Source organism: Nonomuraea sp. GTA35, assembly GCF_041950525.1.
Taxonomy (GTDB): domain Bacteria; phylum Actinomycetota; class Actinomycetes; order Streptosporangiales; family Streptosporangiaceae; genus Nonomuraea.
In genome coordinates this window covers 157,302-171,963 of record NZ_JBGNUV010000001.1, presented here as the reverse complement: position 1 = coordinate 171,963, position 14,662 = coordinate 157,302, and the positions used below count along the sequence as shown (strand labels likewise).

General features: G+C 73.4%; 13 protein-coding genes. 8 read left to right on the top strand and 5 right to left on the bottom strand.

Annotation, left to right across the window (positions count from 1 at the left end):
* Positions 1-5 precede the first annotated feature (5 nt).
* The 4 genes from ACBJ32_RS00765 to ACBJ32_RS00750 all read left to right on the top strand — a co-directional run bounded on the left by ACBJ32_RS00765 (position 6) and on the right by ACBJ32_RS00750 (position 4,179).
* Positions 6-1,379: an aspartate aminotransferase family protein gene (locus ACBJ32_RS00765; RefSeq protein WP_375124905.1), complete on the top strand. Its 1,374-nt coding sequence runs from the start codon at positions 6-8 to the stop codon at positions 1,377-1,379.
* The gene (locus ACBJ32_RS00760; protein ID WP_375124904.1) at positions 1,361-2,407 is read left to right on the top strand and encodes an NAD-dependent epimerase/dehydratase family protein; all 1,047 of its coding nucleotides are present in this window, start codon (positions 1,361-1,363) and stop codon (positions 2,405-2,407) included. The genes ACBJ32_RS00765 and ACBJ32_RS00760 overlap by 19 nt, the downstream gene beginning before the upstream one ends.
* An 85-nt stretch (positions 2,408-2,492) precedes the next feature.
* A complete protein-coding gene (locus ACBJ32_RS00755) occupies positions 2,493-3,380 on the top strand; it encodes a UbiA prenyltransferase family protein (protein WP_375124903.1) in 888 nt (295 codons plus the stop codon).
* 22 nt (positions 3,381-3,402) lie between these two features.
* Positions 3,403-4,179, top strand: coding sequence for a BTAD domain-containing putative transcriptional regulator (locus ACBJ32_RS00750; protein WP_375124902.1), 777 nt, complete (start codon positions 3,403-3,405; stop codon positions 4,177-4,179).
* On the opposite strand, the gene ACBJ32_RS00745 is transcribed toward ACBJ32_RS00750, so the two are convergent.
* Genes ACBJ32_RS00745 through ACBJ32_RS00725 form a run of 5 tightly spaced genes read right to left on the bottom strand, consistent with a single transcriptional unit; the run spans position 4,169 to position 9,062 of the window.
* Positions 4,169-5,299 (bottom strand): endonuclease/exonuclease/phosphatase family protein, encoded by a 1,131-nt coding sequence (locus tag ACBJ32_RS00745; protein WP_375124901.1) that lies wholly within the window; start codon positions 5,297-5,299, stop codon positions 4,169-4,171. The two genes, ACBJ32_RS00750 and ACBJ32_RS00745, sit on opposite strands and share 11 nt — an antisense overlap.
* On the bottom strand, positions 5,296-6,333 hold the full coding sequence (locus tag ACBJ32_RS00740; RefSeq protein WP_357888026.1) for a glycosyltransferase family A protein: 1,038 nt from the start codon (positions 6,331-6,333) through the stop codon (positions 5,296-5,298). Before ACBJ32_RS00740 ends, ACBJ32_RS00745 begins: the two co-directional genes overlap by 4 nt.
* A 3-nt stretch (positions 6,334-6,336) precedes the next feature.
* A complete protein-coding gene (locus ACBJ32_RS00735; protein WP_375124900.1) occupies positions 6,337-7,341 on the bottom strand; it encodes a glycosyltransferase family 2 protein in 1,005 nt (334 codons plus the stop codon).
* Positions 7,338-8,039, bottom strand: coding sequence for a sulfotransferase family protein (locus ACBJ32_RS00730; protein ID WP_375124899.1), 702 nt, complete (start codon positions 8,037-8,039; stop codon positions 7,338-7,340). Before ACBJ32_RS00730 ends, ACBJ32_RS00735 begins: the two co-directional genes overlap by 4 nt.
* A gap of 6 nt (positions 8,040-8,045) precedes the next feature.
* The gene (locus ACBJ32_RS00725; protein WP_375124898.1) at positions 8,046-9,062 is read right to left on the bottom strand and encodes a glycosyltransferase family 2 protein; all 1,017 of its coding nucleotides are present in this window, start codon (positions 9,060-9,062) and stop codon (positions 8,046-8,048) included.
* 139 nt (positions 9,063-9,201) lie between these two features.
* On the opposite strand from ACBJ32_RS00725, the gene ACBJ32_RS00720 reads away from it, so the two are divergent.
* From ACBJ32_RS00720 to ACBJ32_RS00705, 4 genes are all read left to right on the top strand, one after another.
* Positions 9,202-10,407, top strand: coding sequence for an endonuclease/exonuclease/phosphatase family protein (locus ACBJ32_RS00720; protein ID WP_375124897.1), 1,206 nt, complete (start codon positions 9,202-9,204; stop codon positions 10,405-10,407).
* A 33-nt stretch (positions 10,408-10,440) separates the two neighbouring features.
* The gene (locus ACBJ32_RS00715) at positions 10,441-11,523 is read left to right on the top strand and encodes a glycosyltransferase family 2 protein (RefSeq protein ID WP_375124896.1); all 1,083 of its coding nucleotides are present in this window, start codon (positions 10,441-10,443) and stop codon (positions 11,521-11,523) included.
* The gene (locus ACBJ32_RS00710) at positions 11,520-12,557 is read left to right on the top strand and encodes a lysylphosphatidylglycerol synthase domain-containing protein (RefSeq protein ID WP_375124895.1); all 1,038 of its coding nucleotides are present in this window, start codon (positions 11,520-11,522) and stop codon (positions 12,555-12,557) included. The genes ACBJ32_RS00715 and ACBJ32_RS00710 overlap by 4 nt, the downstream gene beginning before the upstream one ends.
* 187 nt (positions 12,558-12,744) lie before the next feature.
* Positions 12,745-14,319: a phosphodiester glycosidase family protein gene (locus ACBJ32_RS00705; RefSeq protein ID WP_375124894.1), complete on the top strand. Its 1,575-nt coding sequence runs from the start codon at positions 12,745-12,747 to the stop codon at positions 14,317-14,319.
* Positions 14,320-14,662 lie beyond the last annotated feature (343 nt).

The following is a 14,662-nucleotide window of genomic DNA, read 5'->3' as shown; positions in this document are numbered from 1 at the left end:
AGGACTTGTACAGAAGGTACGTCAGCCGCAGCCAGGTCAACCTCATGACCTCCTTCGGCTTCGGCCGGGAACTCGTCGAGAGCGCCGAGGGCGCCCGGATCAGGACCCGCGACGGCCGCGAGGTCCTTGACGTCACCGGCGGGGTCGGCGTACTCAACCACGGCCACAACCACCCCCGCATCCTGCAGGCCCGGCGCCGCTTCGCCGACCGCCGGCGCATGGAGGTGCACAAGGCGTTCTTCTCACCGTACGTGGCCGCCCTCAGCCACAACATCGCCACGCTGCTGCCGGGTGACCTGAACATCTCCTACTTCCCGAACTCCGGCGCCGAGGCGAACGAGGGCGCCGTCAAGATGGCGTACAAGTACCACGGGGGGCGCCGCAACACCATCCTCCGCTCCGACATCAGCTTCCACGGCAAGACCCTGGGCGCGGGCAGCCTGACCGGATCGTCGGAGAACTCCTTCCGCTTCCCCGGCCTTCCCGGCATCGTCGTCCACCCGTACGGCGACGTCGCGGCCGTCCGCGCGGCCGTCGAGGCCGCCCGCACCCCGGACGGCACGTGCGACGTCTACGCGATCATGGTCGAGCCGTACAGCGCGTCGAGCATGCGCTGCTGGTCGGAGAGCGACCTGTACGAGCTGCGGCGGCTCTGCGACGCCGACGACATCATGCTGATCTTCGACGAGGTCTACACCGGCTGGGGCAAGACGGGCAGCCTCTTCTACTTCATGCGCCATCCCGACCTGCTGCCCGACATCCTCGTCTACTCCAAGTCCCTCGGCGGCGGCAAGGCGTCGATCGCCGGGTACACCGCCCGCGAGCGCGTCTTCCGCAAGGCGTACGACCGGCTCTCGGACGTCATCCTGCACAGCACCACCTACTACGGCTTCGGCGAGGAGACCGCCACCGCCATCGAGGCGGTCAACATCGTCGTCGAGGACGACTACCCCGCCAGGGCCCGGCAGATCGAGCGCATCCTGGGCCCCGGCCTGCAGAACATCCACAAGCGCCACCCGGACGTCGTCAGCCGGGTGAGCGGGGTGGGCTCGCTGTGGGGCGTGTTCCTCGGCGGCGGGCCCAAGGTGCTCGACCTGGCCGCCAAGCTGGCGCCGGGCTTCTCCGGCGACCCGCAGTTCCGCACCAAGCTGGTCGCGCTCTCGGTCATCGCCGACCTCTACCGCGAGCACGGCATCGTCTCCTACTACAGCCCGAACGCCGACAACCCCCTCGTCGTCGCGCCGACCCTGGCCATCGAGCCGGAAGACGTCGAGTACTTCCTGGACAGCCTGGACAAGACGCTGTCGAAGGGCCTGCCGCGGTTGCTCGCCGCCTTCGTGCGGGAGAAGGTGGGGTCGCGATGGCCCGCCGGGTCGTAGTCACCGGCAGCGCCGGAATGCTCGGCGGCCACCTGGCCCGCCGGCTCGTGCTCGACGGCCACGACGTGCTCGGAATCGACGTGCGTCCCCAGCCCGACCCGCTGCTGGCCGCGGGGCACCGGATCGGCGACGTGCGCGACCTGCCGCTCATGACCGAGGCCATGACGGGCGCGGACGCGGTCGTGCACTGCGCCGGCGCGCTGCCGAGCTACCCGGCCGAGCAGATCCACGACCTGATCGTCACGGGAACCGGCACGGTCCTGGAGGCCGGGCGCCGGGCCGGCGTGGAGCGGCTGGTCCACGTCTCCTCCACCGCCGTGTACGGGCTGCCGTCGCTCGTGCCCACCCCGGAGGAGCATCCCCGCGCCCCGGTCGACCCCTACACCAGGGCGAAGGCCGAAGCGGAGGAGCTGGCCGAGAAGTACCGGGCCGACGGCATGTGCGTGCCCGTCCTGCGTCCCAAGACCTTCCTCGGCCCCGGCCGGATGGGCCTGTTCGCGATGCTCTTCGAGTGGGCCGAGGAGGGCCGCAACTTCCCCGTGCTCGGCAGCGGGGACAAGCGCATCCAGATGTTCGCGATCGAGGACCTGGTGGACGCGGTGGCCCTCGTGCTCGACGCGCCGGCCGGGGTCGCCGGCGACACCTACAACCTGGCCGCCGCCGAGTTCGGCACGCTGCGCGAGGACTTCCAGGCGGTGCTCGACGCGGCCGGGCACGGCAAGCGGGTCGTCTCGCTGCCCGCGGGACCGGCCCTGGCCGGGCTCCGGCTGCTGGAGCGCAGCAGGCTGTCCCCGGTGTACGGGCGGCTGGCGCGCAAGCTGCTCGCCGACTCCTATGTCAGCATCGACAAGGCCCGCGAACGGCTGGGCTTCCGCCCGCGGCTGTCCAACCGGGACGCGATCCTGCGCACGTACGCGTGGTGGCGGGAGCAGCGGGCGGCCGGCGCACCTGCCGGTTCAAGCGGCGGCGCGACGAGCCGTGACGCGTGGCGGCAGGGCGCGCTGTCCCTGGCGAAGGTCTTCTTCTGAGCTATCGGGGTGAAGCATGCGCCTTGTCGAATCGGCAGACGTTCCAGAGAGCCCGCAGCGCCAGGAAGCGGCGCAGGACCGGGCCGTGGCGACCCGCAGGCGCCCGGTCGCGGACCTGGCCGCCCTGATCCGCCCCTCCCACGCGGCCAAGGCGATCCTGCTCGTGCCCGTGGCGCTCATCGGCGCGACCCCGCCCAGCCTGTCCGAGGTGGTCGGGGTCGCCTGGGCCACGGTGGCGTTCATGCTCGCCTCCGCCGCCGTCTACATCGGCAACGACATCGCCGACCGGCACCGCGACCGCCTCCATCCGGTCAAGTGCGCCCGTCCCGTCGCGGCGGGCCGGGTGGGGGTGCTGACCGCGGCCGCCTGCTGCGCCGTCCTGCTGGTGGTGCTCGCGGCCATCGTCGCCCGGGCGCCGGCGTCCTCGTGGCCGGTGCTGGTGTACCTGGTGCTCAACGTCGCCTACAGCCGCGGGCTCAAGCACGTTCCGCTGGTCGACGTGGGGGTGGTCGCGGCCGGCTTCGTCCTGCGCGTCGTCCAGGGGTACGAGGTGACCGGGGACCGGGTGCCCTCCTGGCTGCTGATCACGGTGTTCGCGATGTCCCTGCTGCTGCTCATCGGCAAGCGCCGCCAGGAGCTGCTGGAGGCCGGGGCCGTGCACCGGCCCGCGCTGCGCGGCTACTCGATGGAGCTGACCAACTGGCTGCTGCAGATCGCCTCCGTGCTCGCCCTCGTCTCGGGCCTGATGTACCTGCGTGACGAGGGGCCGTTCGGCCCGCAGCACGGCCAGACGGCCATGATGCTGTCCACCCCCTTCGCGCTGTTCGCCCTCTTCCGGTACCTGCAGATGCAGCTCGTGGACAAGCAGGGCGGTGACCCGGTGCGCCTGCTGCTGCGCGACCGCGTCATGGTCGCGAACTCGATGTTGTGGGCCGCCGCCCTCGGCGTGACGCTCGTGCTCGTCCACCTGTGACAACGATTGTGAGAGGAAGGCGATGGACGTCCGCTTACTGGGACCGGTCGAGGTGACCTCCGGTGACCGCGGTGTGCCTCTGGGGCCGCCTCAGCGGCGCGCGGTGCTGGCCGCCCTGGCGATCGACGCCGGCCGGCCCGTCTCGCTCCGCACGCTGATCGAGCGGGTCTGGGACGATCCGCCGGACCGGGCGGCCGACTCGCTGTACGCCCACATCGCCCGCCTGCGGCAGGCGCTGACCGTGACCGGCGCCTGCATCGAGCGCCGCGACGGCGGTTACACGCTCGAGGTGGACCCCGATCGGGTGGACGCCTACCGGTTCCGGCGGCTCGCCAAGCAGGCGCAGCTACGCGCCCGCGACGACTTCGCGCGGGCCCGGCTGCTGGGCGAGGCGATGGAGCTGTGGCGCGGCGCGCCTCTCACCGGCATCCCCGGGGAGTGGGCCGCCCGCATGCGGTACGGCATCGAGCAGCAGCACGTCGGCGCCCTCGTCACCTGGGCCCAGGCGCACCTGCGCCTGGGCCGTCCCGACGTCGTGGTCACCGAGCTGACCCCGCTGGTGCCGCGTTACCCGCTCGCGGAGCCGCTGGCGAGCCTGCTCATGCGCGGCCTGTGCGCGCTGGGACGCGGCGCGGAGGCGGTGGCCCTGTACGCCCGCCTGCGCGGGTACCTCGCCGACCACCTGGGCGTCGAGCCGGGGCCTGAGCTGCGCGCGCTGCATCTGCGGATCCTGCGTGCGGGCACGGGCACGGGCCCGGCGCCCCGGCCGGCCCTGCTTCTCGCCCAGGTCACCGGCTGAGCGAGACGACCAGCCGCTGCCCGCTGTGGTCGGACAGGCCGTCGGAGCGGACCAGCCGGTACTCGTGCACGGCGATCTCGGGCGTGGTGTACGCCCAGTCGATCCGCCACAGCGACAGCAGCGGCCGCCGTTCGTCCCAGGTGGCGGGGTAGAGCGAGCGCAGCGCCGGGGCGGCGTCGGTCATCCGCTCCGGCACCAGGCGCAGCAGGCCCATCGCGGGCGAGGCGTTGAAGTCGCCGGCCAGGACGGCGGGCAGCGGGTTCGCCCGGATGTCGGCGGCCAGCGCGCGCAGGTTGGCCTCGCGGGCGTCGTGCTGGGCGCGGCTGAGACCGCCCGTGGCGACCGGCGAGTTGATGTGGGAGTTGTAGAACGAGACGGTGCTGCCGCCGACGCGCAGGTCCGTGCGCAGCGTCTTCACCGTGTGGAAGTCCGGCCAGCCGGAGCCGGGCGGCACGTGGGAGTCCCCCGCCTCGATGCCGCGCTCCAGGACGACGGGGAAGCGCGACAGCGTCACCATCTCGCTCGCCGTGGCGATGTGGAACCCGGGGAACTCCCGGCGCAGCCTGTCCAGGTCGTTCACCCGGATCGGCCGGGAGTCCGCGCCGAAGTAGACGTACTCCTGCAGCAGCAGCACGTCGGCGTCCTGGGCGCGGAGGTGGCGGTAGAAGGCGGCGACGTCCCGCGGCGGCGTGCCGGCCGGCGGGGGCGCCATGCCGCTCACCGGCTGGTCCCAGTACCAGGTGTTCCAGGAGAACACCTTGATCGCGTCCGGCGGGGCCGGGGCGGCGCGGTGCCACAGCGAGGCGAGGTTGAGCCCGCTCGCGCCACCGCCCAGGATCAGGGACACCAGCGCCACCGCGGCGGCCGTCCGGCGCGCGCGGCGCGCCACCGCCAGGGCCGCGGCGAGCAGCAGCACGGGAACGGCCGCGAACGCCAGCGGAGGGACGAGCTCGGGGCCCTGCCACCACCACACCCGCCCGGACAGGACGCGGTGCAGCACCACGAACACCGTCCAGGCAACGGCCGCGCACAACACCAGCGGGACCCTCCGGCGCGCCCGCGACGGCGGGGCGCCGGTCGTGCGCGTCTGCCGGGCCGGATCCCGCAGCGGAGCCGTCACGTGGCCGCCTGCCCTGAGACCTCCATCGTCACGTCGGGGTCGTAGAGCCGGCGGAACCTCGCCGAGCACAGCCACCGCGCGACCCCGGCCGCCACCCCGGCGGCGATGGTCACGTTCACCAGGAAGTGCACGGCGCCGAAGTACAGCAGGAACAGCGGCCCGCGCCTGCGCAGCACGAAGCGGTACATGCCGAGGTCGGCCAGCAGCGACACGGCCAGGGCCAGGGCGGCGGGCGCGGCGCCGGCCGGGCCGAGCGGGATCACCAGGGGCGAGGCGGCCACCGCCGCCAGCGCGGCGAGGCTGCCGCCGGCCCGGCTGGAGGTCTCGAACCCGCGGGCGAAGCGCCGCCGGCGCGCGTACAGCGGCACCCTCGCGCGCCCCCGCCGGTACAGCTTGCGCAGCAGCTTGGCCAGCTTGTCGTCGTGGTCGTGCCGCGAGCGCACCGCGGTGGTGAGCAGCATCTCGTAGCGCTGGGTGAGCCGGTGGCCGTAGTCGACCTCCTCGGTCTCGCGCAGGCGCGGGTTGAACGGCCCGATCTCGTCGAACACCCGGCGCGGCATCGCCATCAGCGCCGAGAACAGGAACGAGACGGGCCCCTCCGAGCTGACCGTCCAGTAGTGGTACTGCAGCGCCCGGTACTCCTCGACGAGGCTGTCGCGGATCAGCGGCTCGGGGTCGTGGATGCTGGACACCACGCCGAGCCCCGGATCGGCGGCGAGCAGGCCGACCGCCACCTCGACGGCGTCGGGGTAGGCGGCCACGTCGGAGTCCACGAACACCAGGATCTCACCGCTCGCGTGGGCGGCGCCGAGGTTACGGGCGGCGGCCACGCCCAGGTTCCGCTCGGTGCGGATCACCCGCACGCCGAGCCGCCGCGCGACCTGCGCCGAGTCGTCGGTGCTGCCGTCGTCCACGACGATCAGCTCGATCGGCCGGTACGTCTGCGCCTGCAGCGCGCGCAGGCACAGCTCCAGCGAGGCGGCGTAGTTGTAGTTGGGCACGATCACCGACACGACAGGCCCTGGCCCGCTCATCGCTCACACCTCCGCGGGAAGGTCGTAGGTGCGCCGGAACCTGCTGGACACCAGGCACTGGGCGGCTCCGGCGAACACCGCCACCGCGACGGTGACGTTCACCAGGAAGTGCACCGCGGTGAAGTACAGGGTGAAGGGCATGCCGGCGTAGCGCCGGACGAAGCGGTACATGCCCAGGTCCGCCGCCATCGAGCCGGCCAGCAGCACGAGCGGCACGGCCACCCAGGCCGGGCCGAGCAGGGCCGGCAGCGGCGCGGTGAGCACGGCGAACAGGGCGGCGAGCGAGCCCCAGCCGCGGCTGCTGTTGGCGGGGCCGCCGTTGAAGTCCGGGCGGCGCAGGTACAGCGGGATGTGCAGGCGCGCGCGGTGGAAGAACTTCGACAGCACCACCGTGAGCCGGTCGTCGTGGTCGTGTCTGCCCCTGATCCGGTTGTCCAGCACGATGCGGTACCGCTGGGTGACGCGGTGGCCGTACTCGGCGTTCTCGCTGTGGCGCAGCGCCGGGTTCAGCGGGCCCACCTCGCGGAAGACCTCCGCCCGCATGGCGAACAGCGCGGAGTAGATCGTGCTGATCTCGCCCTCGTCACCGGAGATCCAGTAGTGCAGCTGGAGGCTGCGGTAGCGCTCGACGAGGCTGTCGGGGATCAGCGGCTCCGGGTCGTAGGTGCCGCACACCACCCCCAGGGTGGGATCGGCGGTCAGCAGGTTCACCGCGTGCTCGACCACGTCCTCGGCCAGCGCCAGGTCCGAGTCGAGGAAGAACAGCACCTCGCCGCGGGCGTGCTCGGCGCCGAGGTTGCGGGCCGCCGGGGCGCCGATGTTGGTGTCGGTGACCACGACCCGCACCCCGTGCCGGTGGGCGACCGCCACGGAGTCGTCGGTGCTGCGGTCGTCGACGACGATCACCTCGACGCGCGGGTACGTCTGCCGCTCCAGCGCGCTCAGGCACAGCTCCAGGGTGCGGGCGTAGTTGTAGTTCGGCACGATGACCGAGACCAGCGGCTTCATCGGGGACCCCTTCGCCTGGTCCGGCGCAGCAGCAGCGGCAGGGGCCGGCCGAGGCCGCTCCTGGTGAAGTCCGAGGAGTTGTTGACCCGGGGGTAGGGCTCGTCCGGGACCGGGACCTCCAGGAACTCGCACAGCGGGCCCCAGCCGGCGGCGGCGTCGAAGACGAGCAGCCGCCCGGCCGGGACGGCGGCGACCACCCTGGCCGTGTGCTCCTGGAACAGCTTGACGGCCCGTTCGGGCGCCCGGTCGGCCGCTGTCGCGAAGGTGCGCGCGTCGAGGGTCGTGTCGACCATCCTGACGAACGCGGCGAGGTCGGTGCCGAGCATCGACGACAGCAGGACGGCGGCCCTGCCCGGCAGCGACTCGATGCGCCGCCGCTGGGCGAACAGGGTGCGCTGCATGCTGGCCAGCCAGCGCTCCGGGTCGCGCGTGGTGAGGATGACCTTGGCCTTCGGGTAGTGGTCGGCGAGCTGCCGCCAGTAGGCGGAGGTCGGGCCGTCCACGCACGACTCGTAGCCGACGAGCAGCCGGTCCCAGTCCGCCTCGCGGGCCGTGGCCGCGGCCAGCCAGGGCCTGATCTGCCGCGGGTGGGCGAACACGTCCACCATGTGGTGGCACGGCCCGAAGCCGAGCCGTTCCAGCGCCGTCTTGAGCGACAGCGTTCCCGTCCGGCCGAAACCGGTGCCGATGACCTGCATGGCCGCTCAGTCCTGGGCCGCGAGACGGGCGAGCTTCTCCAGGCGGGCCAGCGCGAGCCGCTGCGTCACGCCCACCGCTCCGCCGAGGGCGCCGGTGAAGGTGACGGCGAGGTGCACGCCGGAGAAGTACAGGCCGAACGCCGCGCCCCGCTGCTTGTAGGCGAAGCGGTGGGTGCCCGCGTCCAGGGCGATGGCGGCGGCCACCAGCGCGGGCGGGACGAGCGCGCCGGCGCGGCGCGCCCGTGCGGGCAGGACGCGGGGCAGGGCGAGCGCCGGGACGGCGGCGAGCAGCAGCACGCCGCCGACCGCGCGCGGCACGGAGTCCCCTGGCGTCTCCCCCTCGCGCCAGTCCAGCGCGCTGAGGCGGGCGCGGCGGAAGACCTTGCGCAGGATCGTCCGCACGGTGGCGTCGTGGTCCTTGCGGCCGCGGATCGCCTCGCTCAGCTTCACCTCGTACGAGCGCGTCACGCGGACGCGGTAGTCGGAGGAGACGGTCTCGCGCAGCCGCGGGTCGAACGGGCCGACCTCGGCGAACACCTTGGCGGGGACCGCCAGGACGGAGGCGTGCAACTCCAGCGTCGGCCGGTGGGCGGGCATCCACCAGCGGTGCATCTGCACGGCGCGGTACTGGGCGGCCAGGCTCCGGGAGACGAGCGACTCGGGTAGCAGGATGCCGCCCAGGGCGCCGATCTCCGGATGATCCCGCAGGATCCGCACCGCGTTCTCCACCGCGTCCGGTTCGAGCGCGATGTCGGCGTCGAGGAAGAACAGGATCTCCCCGGCGGCGTGCTCGGCGCCGAGGTTGCGGGCGGGGGTCGGGCCGCCGTTGACCCTGGTGCGCACCACCGTGGCGCCCATGGACGCGGCCACGTGCGCCGCGTCCTCGGTGCCGCAGTCGTCCACCACGATGACCTCGACGTGCGGATGGGTCTGCGCTCTCACCGCGTCCAGGCAGAGCCGTAACACGTCGGACCGGTTGTAGCTGGGGATGATGACCGAGACTAGCGGGTGCTCCCGACTCATGATGTGCGCTCCATTGGCCGTGCCAGACCTCATGTCCGGCTCACGCTAGGCACGGCGCCTTGTCCCGTTCTTGTCGTGCCGGGCGGGCGCGTCCGGCACGACAAGAACGGGACAAGGACCACTCACTACGTTCGGCACCGTGATCGAGCAGCGGCCGGCCGCCACCACTCCCTTGCCGGAACGATCCTTCGCGGAGCGGGTCAGGCGTCTCGTCCGCCCGCGCCGGCGCTGGTGCTGGGGCACCAGGCTGGTCGTGACCGCCTCGGTGGCGTGGCTGCTCTTCGTGCTCTGCCACCTGGCGGCCAGCGGGCGCACCCCGCTGTGGGCCCCGCTGGAGCTGATCCCGCCGCTGCTGTTCCTGCTGGTCCCCGCGCTGCTGCTGATCGTGGCGCCGCTGGCCCGGCCGGTGCGGCGGCGCGTCATCCCCCTGCTGGTGATCACCGCGGTGCTGGGCGCCGGGCGCAGCGGGATCAACTACGCCACCCTCTGGCACACCCCGCCGCCCGCGGGCCCCGGAGCCATCACCGTGGCCGCCTGGAACACCCAGTTCTGGGACCAGGACTGGATCACCGCCGGCGGCGACCGGTACTCCCCCGGCTTCTACGCCTACCTGCACGAGCTGGACGCCGACGTCTACCTGCTGACGGAGTACCTGTACGTGGACACCAGCGCCGGCGACATGCGGTCCGGGCGCTGGACGGCCGACCTGGCGATGCGCATCGACAAGCTGGCCGAGCTGCGCCGCGAGTTCCCCGGCTACCACGTCGCGGCGTCCGGCGAGCAGATCACGCTCTCCCGGTTCCCGATCACCGGGCACCGCGGCCTGGACCTGCGCCCGTGGCTGCCGCCGGACCAGCGGGAGATCCCCGAGGCGCTGCGGGACTGGCCGGAGGGCTACACGGTCGAGACGCTGCGCACCGACCTCGACGTCAACGGCACGACCGTCTCCTTCTACGCCACCCAGATCTCCCAGCCCCCGCTCGAATGGCGGCTGTACGACGCCGGCTCCCGAGACGCCGCCACCAGCACGACGCTGCGGCGGGAGGCGAGTTTCCGGGCCATCGGCGCGGACCTCGCGGCCAACCCCCACCCCGTCGTGCTCGCCGGCGACCTGAACACCTCCCCGGCGATGGGCATCCGCCGCCTGCTCCCCGAGCGGCTGATCGACCGGACGCCCGCGCTCTCCTCCCTCCATCCGGCGACCTACCTGGCCGGGACCGCCGAGCTGTGGCGGATCGACTGGCTCTACACCAGTGCCGACGTGACCGTGCACCGCTACGAGCTGCCCGGCGCCGAGGGGCTGTCCGACCATCGGGCCCAGCGCATGGTCGTGTCGGTGTCCTGACCGGCGCGGCTGCACCGACGAAAGGAACGACGCATGCCTGACGAGGTGTCCTGGCGTGGTGACGTCGCGGTCATCGTGCCGAACTACAACAAGCGCAAGACCCTGCGGGCGTGCCTGGAGTCGGTGTACGCGCAGACGTACCGCCCGGCCGAGGTGGTCGTCGTCGACGACGTCAGCACCGACGGCTCATTGGAGATCGCCCGGCGGTTCCCGTGCACGATCGTCGAGTCGCCGCGCAACCGGGGGCCGGCGGGGGCCCGCAATCTCGGGGTGGCGAACAGCTCGGCTCCGCTGCTGTTCTTCGTCGACTCCGACACCGCGCTGGCCCCCGACGCGATTCGGAACGCCGTCAAGGCGTACCGGGAGACGCCGGACTGCGGCATGGTGCAGGGCATCTACGACATCGAGCCGCTGTACGACGACGGGCCGGTCGAACGCTACCGCGTGCTGTGCGAGCACTACGAGCGCAGCCGGACGACGGCGACGTTCCTGTCCTGCAGCCTGATCCCGCGCCACGTCTTCGCGCAGGCGGGCGGGCTGGACGAACGGCTGCGCGACGGCGAGGACTTCGAGTTCGGCACCCGCATCCCGGCCCGCTACCGGCGGGTCGTGACCACCTCCGTGGTCACCAGGGCCGACGACGAGGACCGGTTCTGGGGGTGCCTGGCGGAGCGCTTCGTGCGGTCCACGACCCTGCCGGTGATCATGGTGCGGGCGCGGCGGCTGCGCGGCGAGGGCCGGGCCGGCTTCCAGCTCGACATGATCGGAACGGGCCGGCACAAGCGCCGCAAGGGACCCCGGCTCTCCTCCGCCTCGGCGGCGGCCACGTTCCTCAGCCTGCCGCTCGCGCTCCTCAGCCCCTGGCTGCTGGCCGTGCCGGCGGCGGCGCTCGCGGTGTTCCTGTACAGGAACCGGGTGTTCATCGGCTTCGCCCGCCGCCACCGGGGCGCCCGCTTCGCCCTGTGGGTCGCCTGGATGCAGCTCTGCTTCCACACGGCCTTCTTCCTCGGCGCCTGCGTGGGGCTGCTGCGCGTCGCCTACGAGCTGGGCCGAAGGCGGGGCGAGCCGATCAGGACGGGCCCGGCCCCGGTGCCGTCGGCCGGGGCGGGCGAGTGAGCCCGGCCAGGCCGCCCCGGCTCCTGCGCCTGCCCCGCCTGCCCCGCCTGCCCCGCCTGCCCCGTCCGGTGGCGCGGGCGCTGGTCGCCGCGTTCGCCCTCGCCGTCGTGGCCGCGATCGCCTGGACGATGTCCCGGCTGGACTGGAGCGTGGTCGGCGTCCTGTTCACCCGGCGCGACGCCGGTCAGATCGCCCTCCTGCTCGGCGGATCGCTGCTGGCGAGCACGGCGGGGCTGTCGCTCGGGTTCCTCGCCTGGCGCGTCGTGCTGCTGGAGCTCGGCCCTCCGGTCAGCGGGCCGCGGGTGGTGCGGATCTTCTTCGTCGGCTTCCTGTCCAAGTACCTGCCCGGACGGGTGCCCGGCATGATCGCCACCGCCAAGGTCGCCACGGTCAACGGCATCACCTTCGGCAGGCTGATGACCACGGCGGCGCTCGTCATGAGCCTGGTGCTGCTGAGCGGGTTCACCGTCGGGCTGCTCGCGGGCGTGCAGATGCTGGGGGCGCGGGCGGCCTGGCTGGCCGTGGCCGCCGTGCTGATCGTGGTCGTCCTGGTGCGCCCGCAGCTCGTCAACCAGAGCTCGGCGCTGCTGCTGCGGCTGCTGCGCCGCCCCGCGGCGGCCAGGGCCGCCTCCGTCGGGGGGGTGCGGCTCGCGGTCGCCTGGCAGAGCCTGTCTTGGGTGGTCACGGGGCTGCATCTGTGGCCGCTGGCCATCGCGATGGGCGCGCCCGCGTCCCGCTCCCTCCTGCTGTGCGTCGGCGCGTTCACGCTCGCCACCTCGGTCGGCATCGCGGCCGTGTTCATCCCCGACGGGATCGGGGTCCGCGAGGCGGTGCTCACGGCCGCCCTGAGCGTGGTGCTGCCCACCCCGGCGGCCGCGGTGGTGGCCCTGGCCAGCCGGCTGGTCTCCACCGTCAGCGAGGTGCTGCTCGGCGCGGCGGCCCTGGCGATCGCCGAGTACCTCATCCGCCGCGGCCGGCCCGATCCGCAGGAGGCGCCCCAGCCCGCGGTGTCACCCCAGCCCGGCAGCCCGTGACCGCCGGAACGTGCCGGCTCCGGCCTCCGCCGTGCACCGCGCGCCGGCCTCCGCCGTGCTCCGCGCGCCGGCCGAACGGGTGATCTCCGACGCTGTTCACCTGGGTGCTTCGCGGGCACCGCCCGCCGTTCATCGGCGGGCCCTTGACTGCCCTGGCAGACAGATCGCACCTGGACCGAGGACGTACATGCACCGCAACACCCTCTCCGCCGTCGCGGCGGCCGTGACCCTGCTGGCCGCGAGCGCGACGCCGGCCACGGCGGCGGCCACGCCGCCGGACTCCTTCTTCGGCGGGAAGCTGCCGCTGAGCGCGCCGCCGGTGACCACGACGGTGGCGCCCGGCGTGACGCTGACCTCGATGTCGCTCGGCGCCAAGGACGCCGGCGACTACTGGACCGTGCACGTGTACCTGCCGGCCACGATCGACGGGCCGCTCAACACGGCCGCCACCGCCCTGGGAACGAGGCAGATCGCCGACCGGGTGGCGGAGGCGGTGCGGCAGAAGGGGTTCGAGCCGCGGGTGGAGGAGGTCGCCACGGCCGCGTTCGCCGACCGTCCCGCCGGCACGCTCGGCTGGATCGTCCGGACCGGCCGGTACGCCACCAGCGCCGAGGCGGCCACCGCGCTGTCCGCGATCAGGGCGGCCGGCTTCGCGGGCGGCACCCGCTACACCGCGCAGGACGGCGCGGACCCGGGGGCTCCGCAGAAGGTGCACCTGCTCCGGGTGGACTTCCGGCAGTTCCGCGGCACGGTCGGCACCGACTTCGGCGCCGCGCTGAACGGCACGGAGAAGCTGACCGACCTGGCCGCCGCGGCGGGGGCGGTGGCCGGGATCAACGCGCAGTGGTTCTACAACAGCGCGCCGGGCGGCATGTACGTCAAGGACGGCAAGCTGATCGGCTCCGCCACCCAGGGCCGCGCCGGAATCAGGATCACCAAGGGTGGGCGCGCCGTGGACGTGGACACGTACACGGCCCACGTCACCTTGCGGGCCGGCCGGGACAGCGCCGAGATCGACGGCGTGAACCGGGTGCCCGGCGAGATCTGGAACTGCGGCGGGGTGGGCGGCGACCTGCCCACGGAGAAGCCGCAGCACGACCTGAAGTGCACGGACGCGAGCGAGCTCGTGCTGTTCACCCCGGAGTGGGGCACGCCGCCCGCCGGTGCGGGGGCCGAGGCCGTCCTGGACGCGCGGGGCGCGGTCACCGCGGTGAACGCCTCGCGCGGGAGCGCCGTGCCCGCGGGCGGGTCCGTCGTCCAGGCCATCGGCGACAGCGCGGCCTGGCTGCTGGAGCACGCGAAGGCCGGTGAGCGGCTCAAGGTGAGCGAGCGGGTCGAGGACGGCAGGGGGCGGCGGGTCGCGCTGACCCCTGACACGACGATCCTGCAGGTGGGCCCCTCCCTGGTACGGGACGGGCGGGTGGCGGTGAACGCGGCGGCCGACGGCGTGATCCGGGAGGGGAACGATCAGACGTTCACCTACAACTGGACCGTGCGCGCCAACCCCCGGTCGATGATCGGGATGGACTCCCGGGGCCGGCTCATGCTGGTGGTCGTGGACGGGCGGCAGGACGGGTACAGCGAGGGGCTCGGAGTGGCGCAGACGGCCGAGCTGATGAAGCTGCTCGGGGCCCGCGAGGCGATGAACCTCGACGGGGGCGGGTCGAGTGTCATGGTCACCTCGGGCGGCGGGATCGTGAACCGGCCGTCGGACGCGGCGGGGCAGCGGTCGCTGGGCAACGTCATCCTGGTCCGGCCGTAGCCTTCAAGGGCGGCACGCCTCGCGTATCGAGAGGTCGCCGAGGTGGCGGCGCCACTCCGGGGAGCCGTAGGCGCGTCCGGCCGGCTTCCCGCACATCGCCGCCGGGCTCGGCCGGGGCGGCAGCGGCACCACCGATGGAGGATCGTGTCGTCGTTGATCGCGACGAGGTCCTCCCCTGGCCGTCCAGGGCGATGCCGGGTTCCTCTCTCGCGTAGCCGAAGAGCAGGGGCCTGAGCGGGCCTTGGGCGGCCACCGCTCGCATCGACCGGGGAGACGGCCCCCTGGTGACCGGTCAGCGCACGAGGCCGGTCCGGCGCCGACACCGGACGGCGGCCGGGGCGAG

What these genes read in the sequence shown, in the direction of transcription:
- ACBJ32_RS00760 (WP_375124904.1), top strand. Translation starts at nt 1,361, where the DNA reads ATGGCCCGCCGGGTCGTAGTCACCGGCAGCGCCGGAATGCTCGGCGGC.
- ACBJ32_RS00750 (WP_375124902.1), top strand. Translation starts at nt 3,403, where the DNA reads ATGGACGTCCGCTTACTGGGACCGGTCGAGGTGACCTCCGGTGACCGC.
- ACBJ32_RS00740 (WP_357888026.1), bottom strand. Translation starts at nt 6,333, where the DNA reads ATGAGCGGGCCAGGGCCTGTCGTGTCGGTGATCGTGCCCAACTACAAC.
- ACBJ32_RS00735 (WP_375124900.1), bottom strand. Translation starts at nt 7,341, where the DNA reads ATGAAGCCGCTGGTCTCGGTCATCGTGCCGAACTACAACTACGCCCGC.
- ACBJ32_RS00730 (WP_375124899.1), bottom strand. Translation starts at nt 8,039, where the DNA reads ATGCAGGTCATCGGCACCGGTTTCGGCCGGACGGGAACGCTGTCGCTC.
- ACBJ32_RS00725 (WP_375124898.1), bottom strand. Translation starts at nt 9,062, where the DNA reads ATGAGTCGGGAGCACCCGCTAGTCTCGGTCATCATCCCCAGCTACAAC.
- ACBJ32_RS00715 (WP_375124896.1), top strand. Translation starts at nt 10,441, where the DNA reads ATGCCTGACGAGGTGTCCTGGCGTGGTGACGTCGCGGTCATCGTGCCG.
- ACBJ32_RS00705 (WP_375124894.1), top strand. Translation starts at nt 12,745, where the DNA reads ATGCACCGCAACACCCTCTCCGCCGTCGCGGCGGCCGTGACCCTGCTG.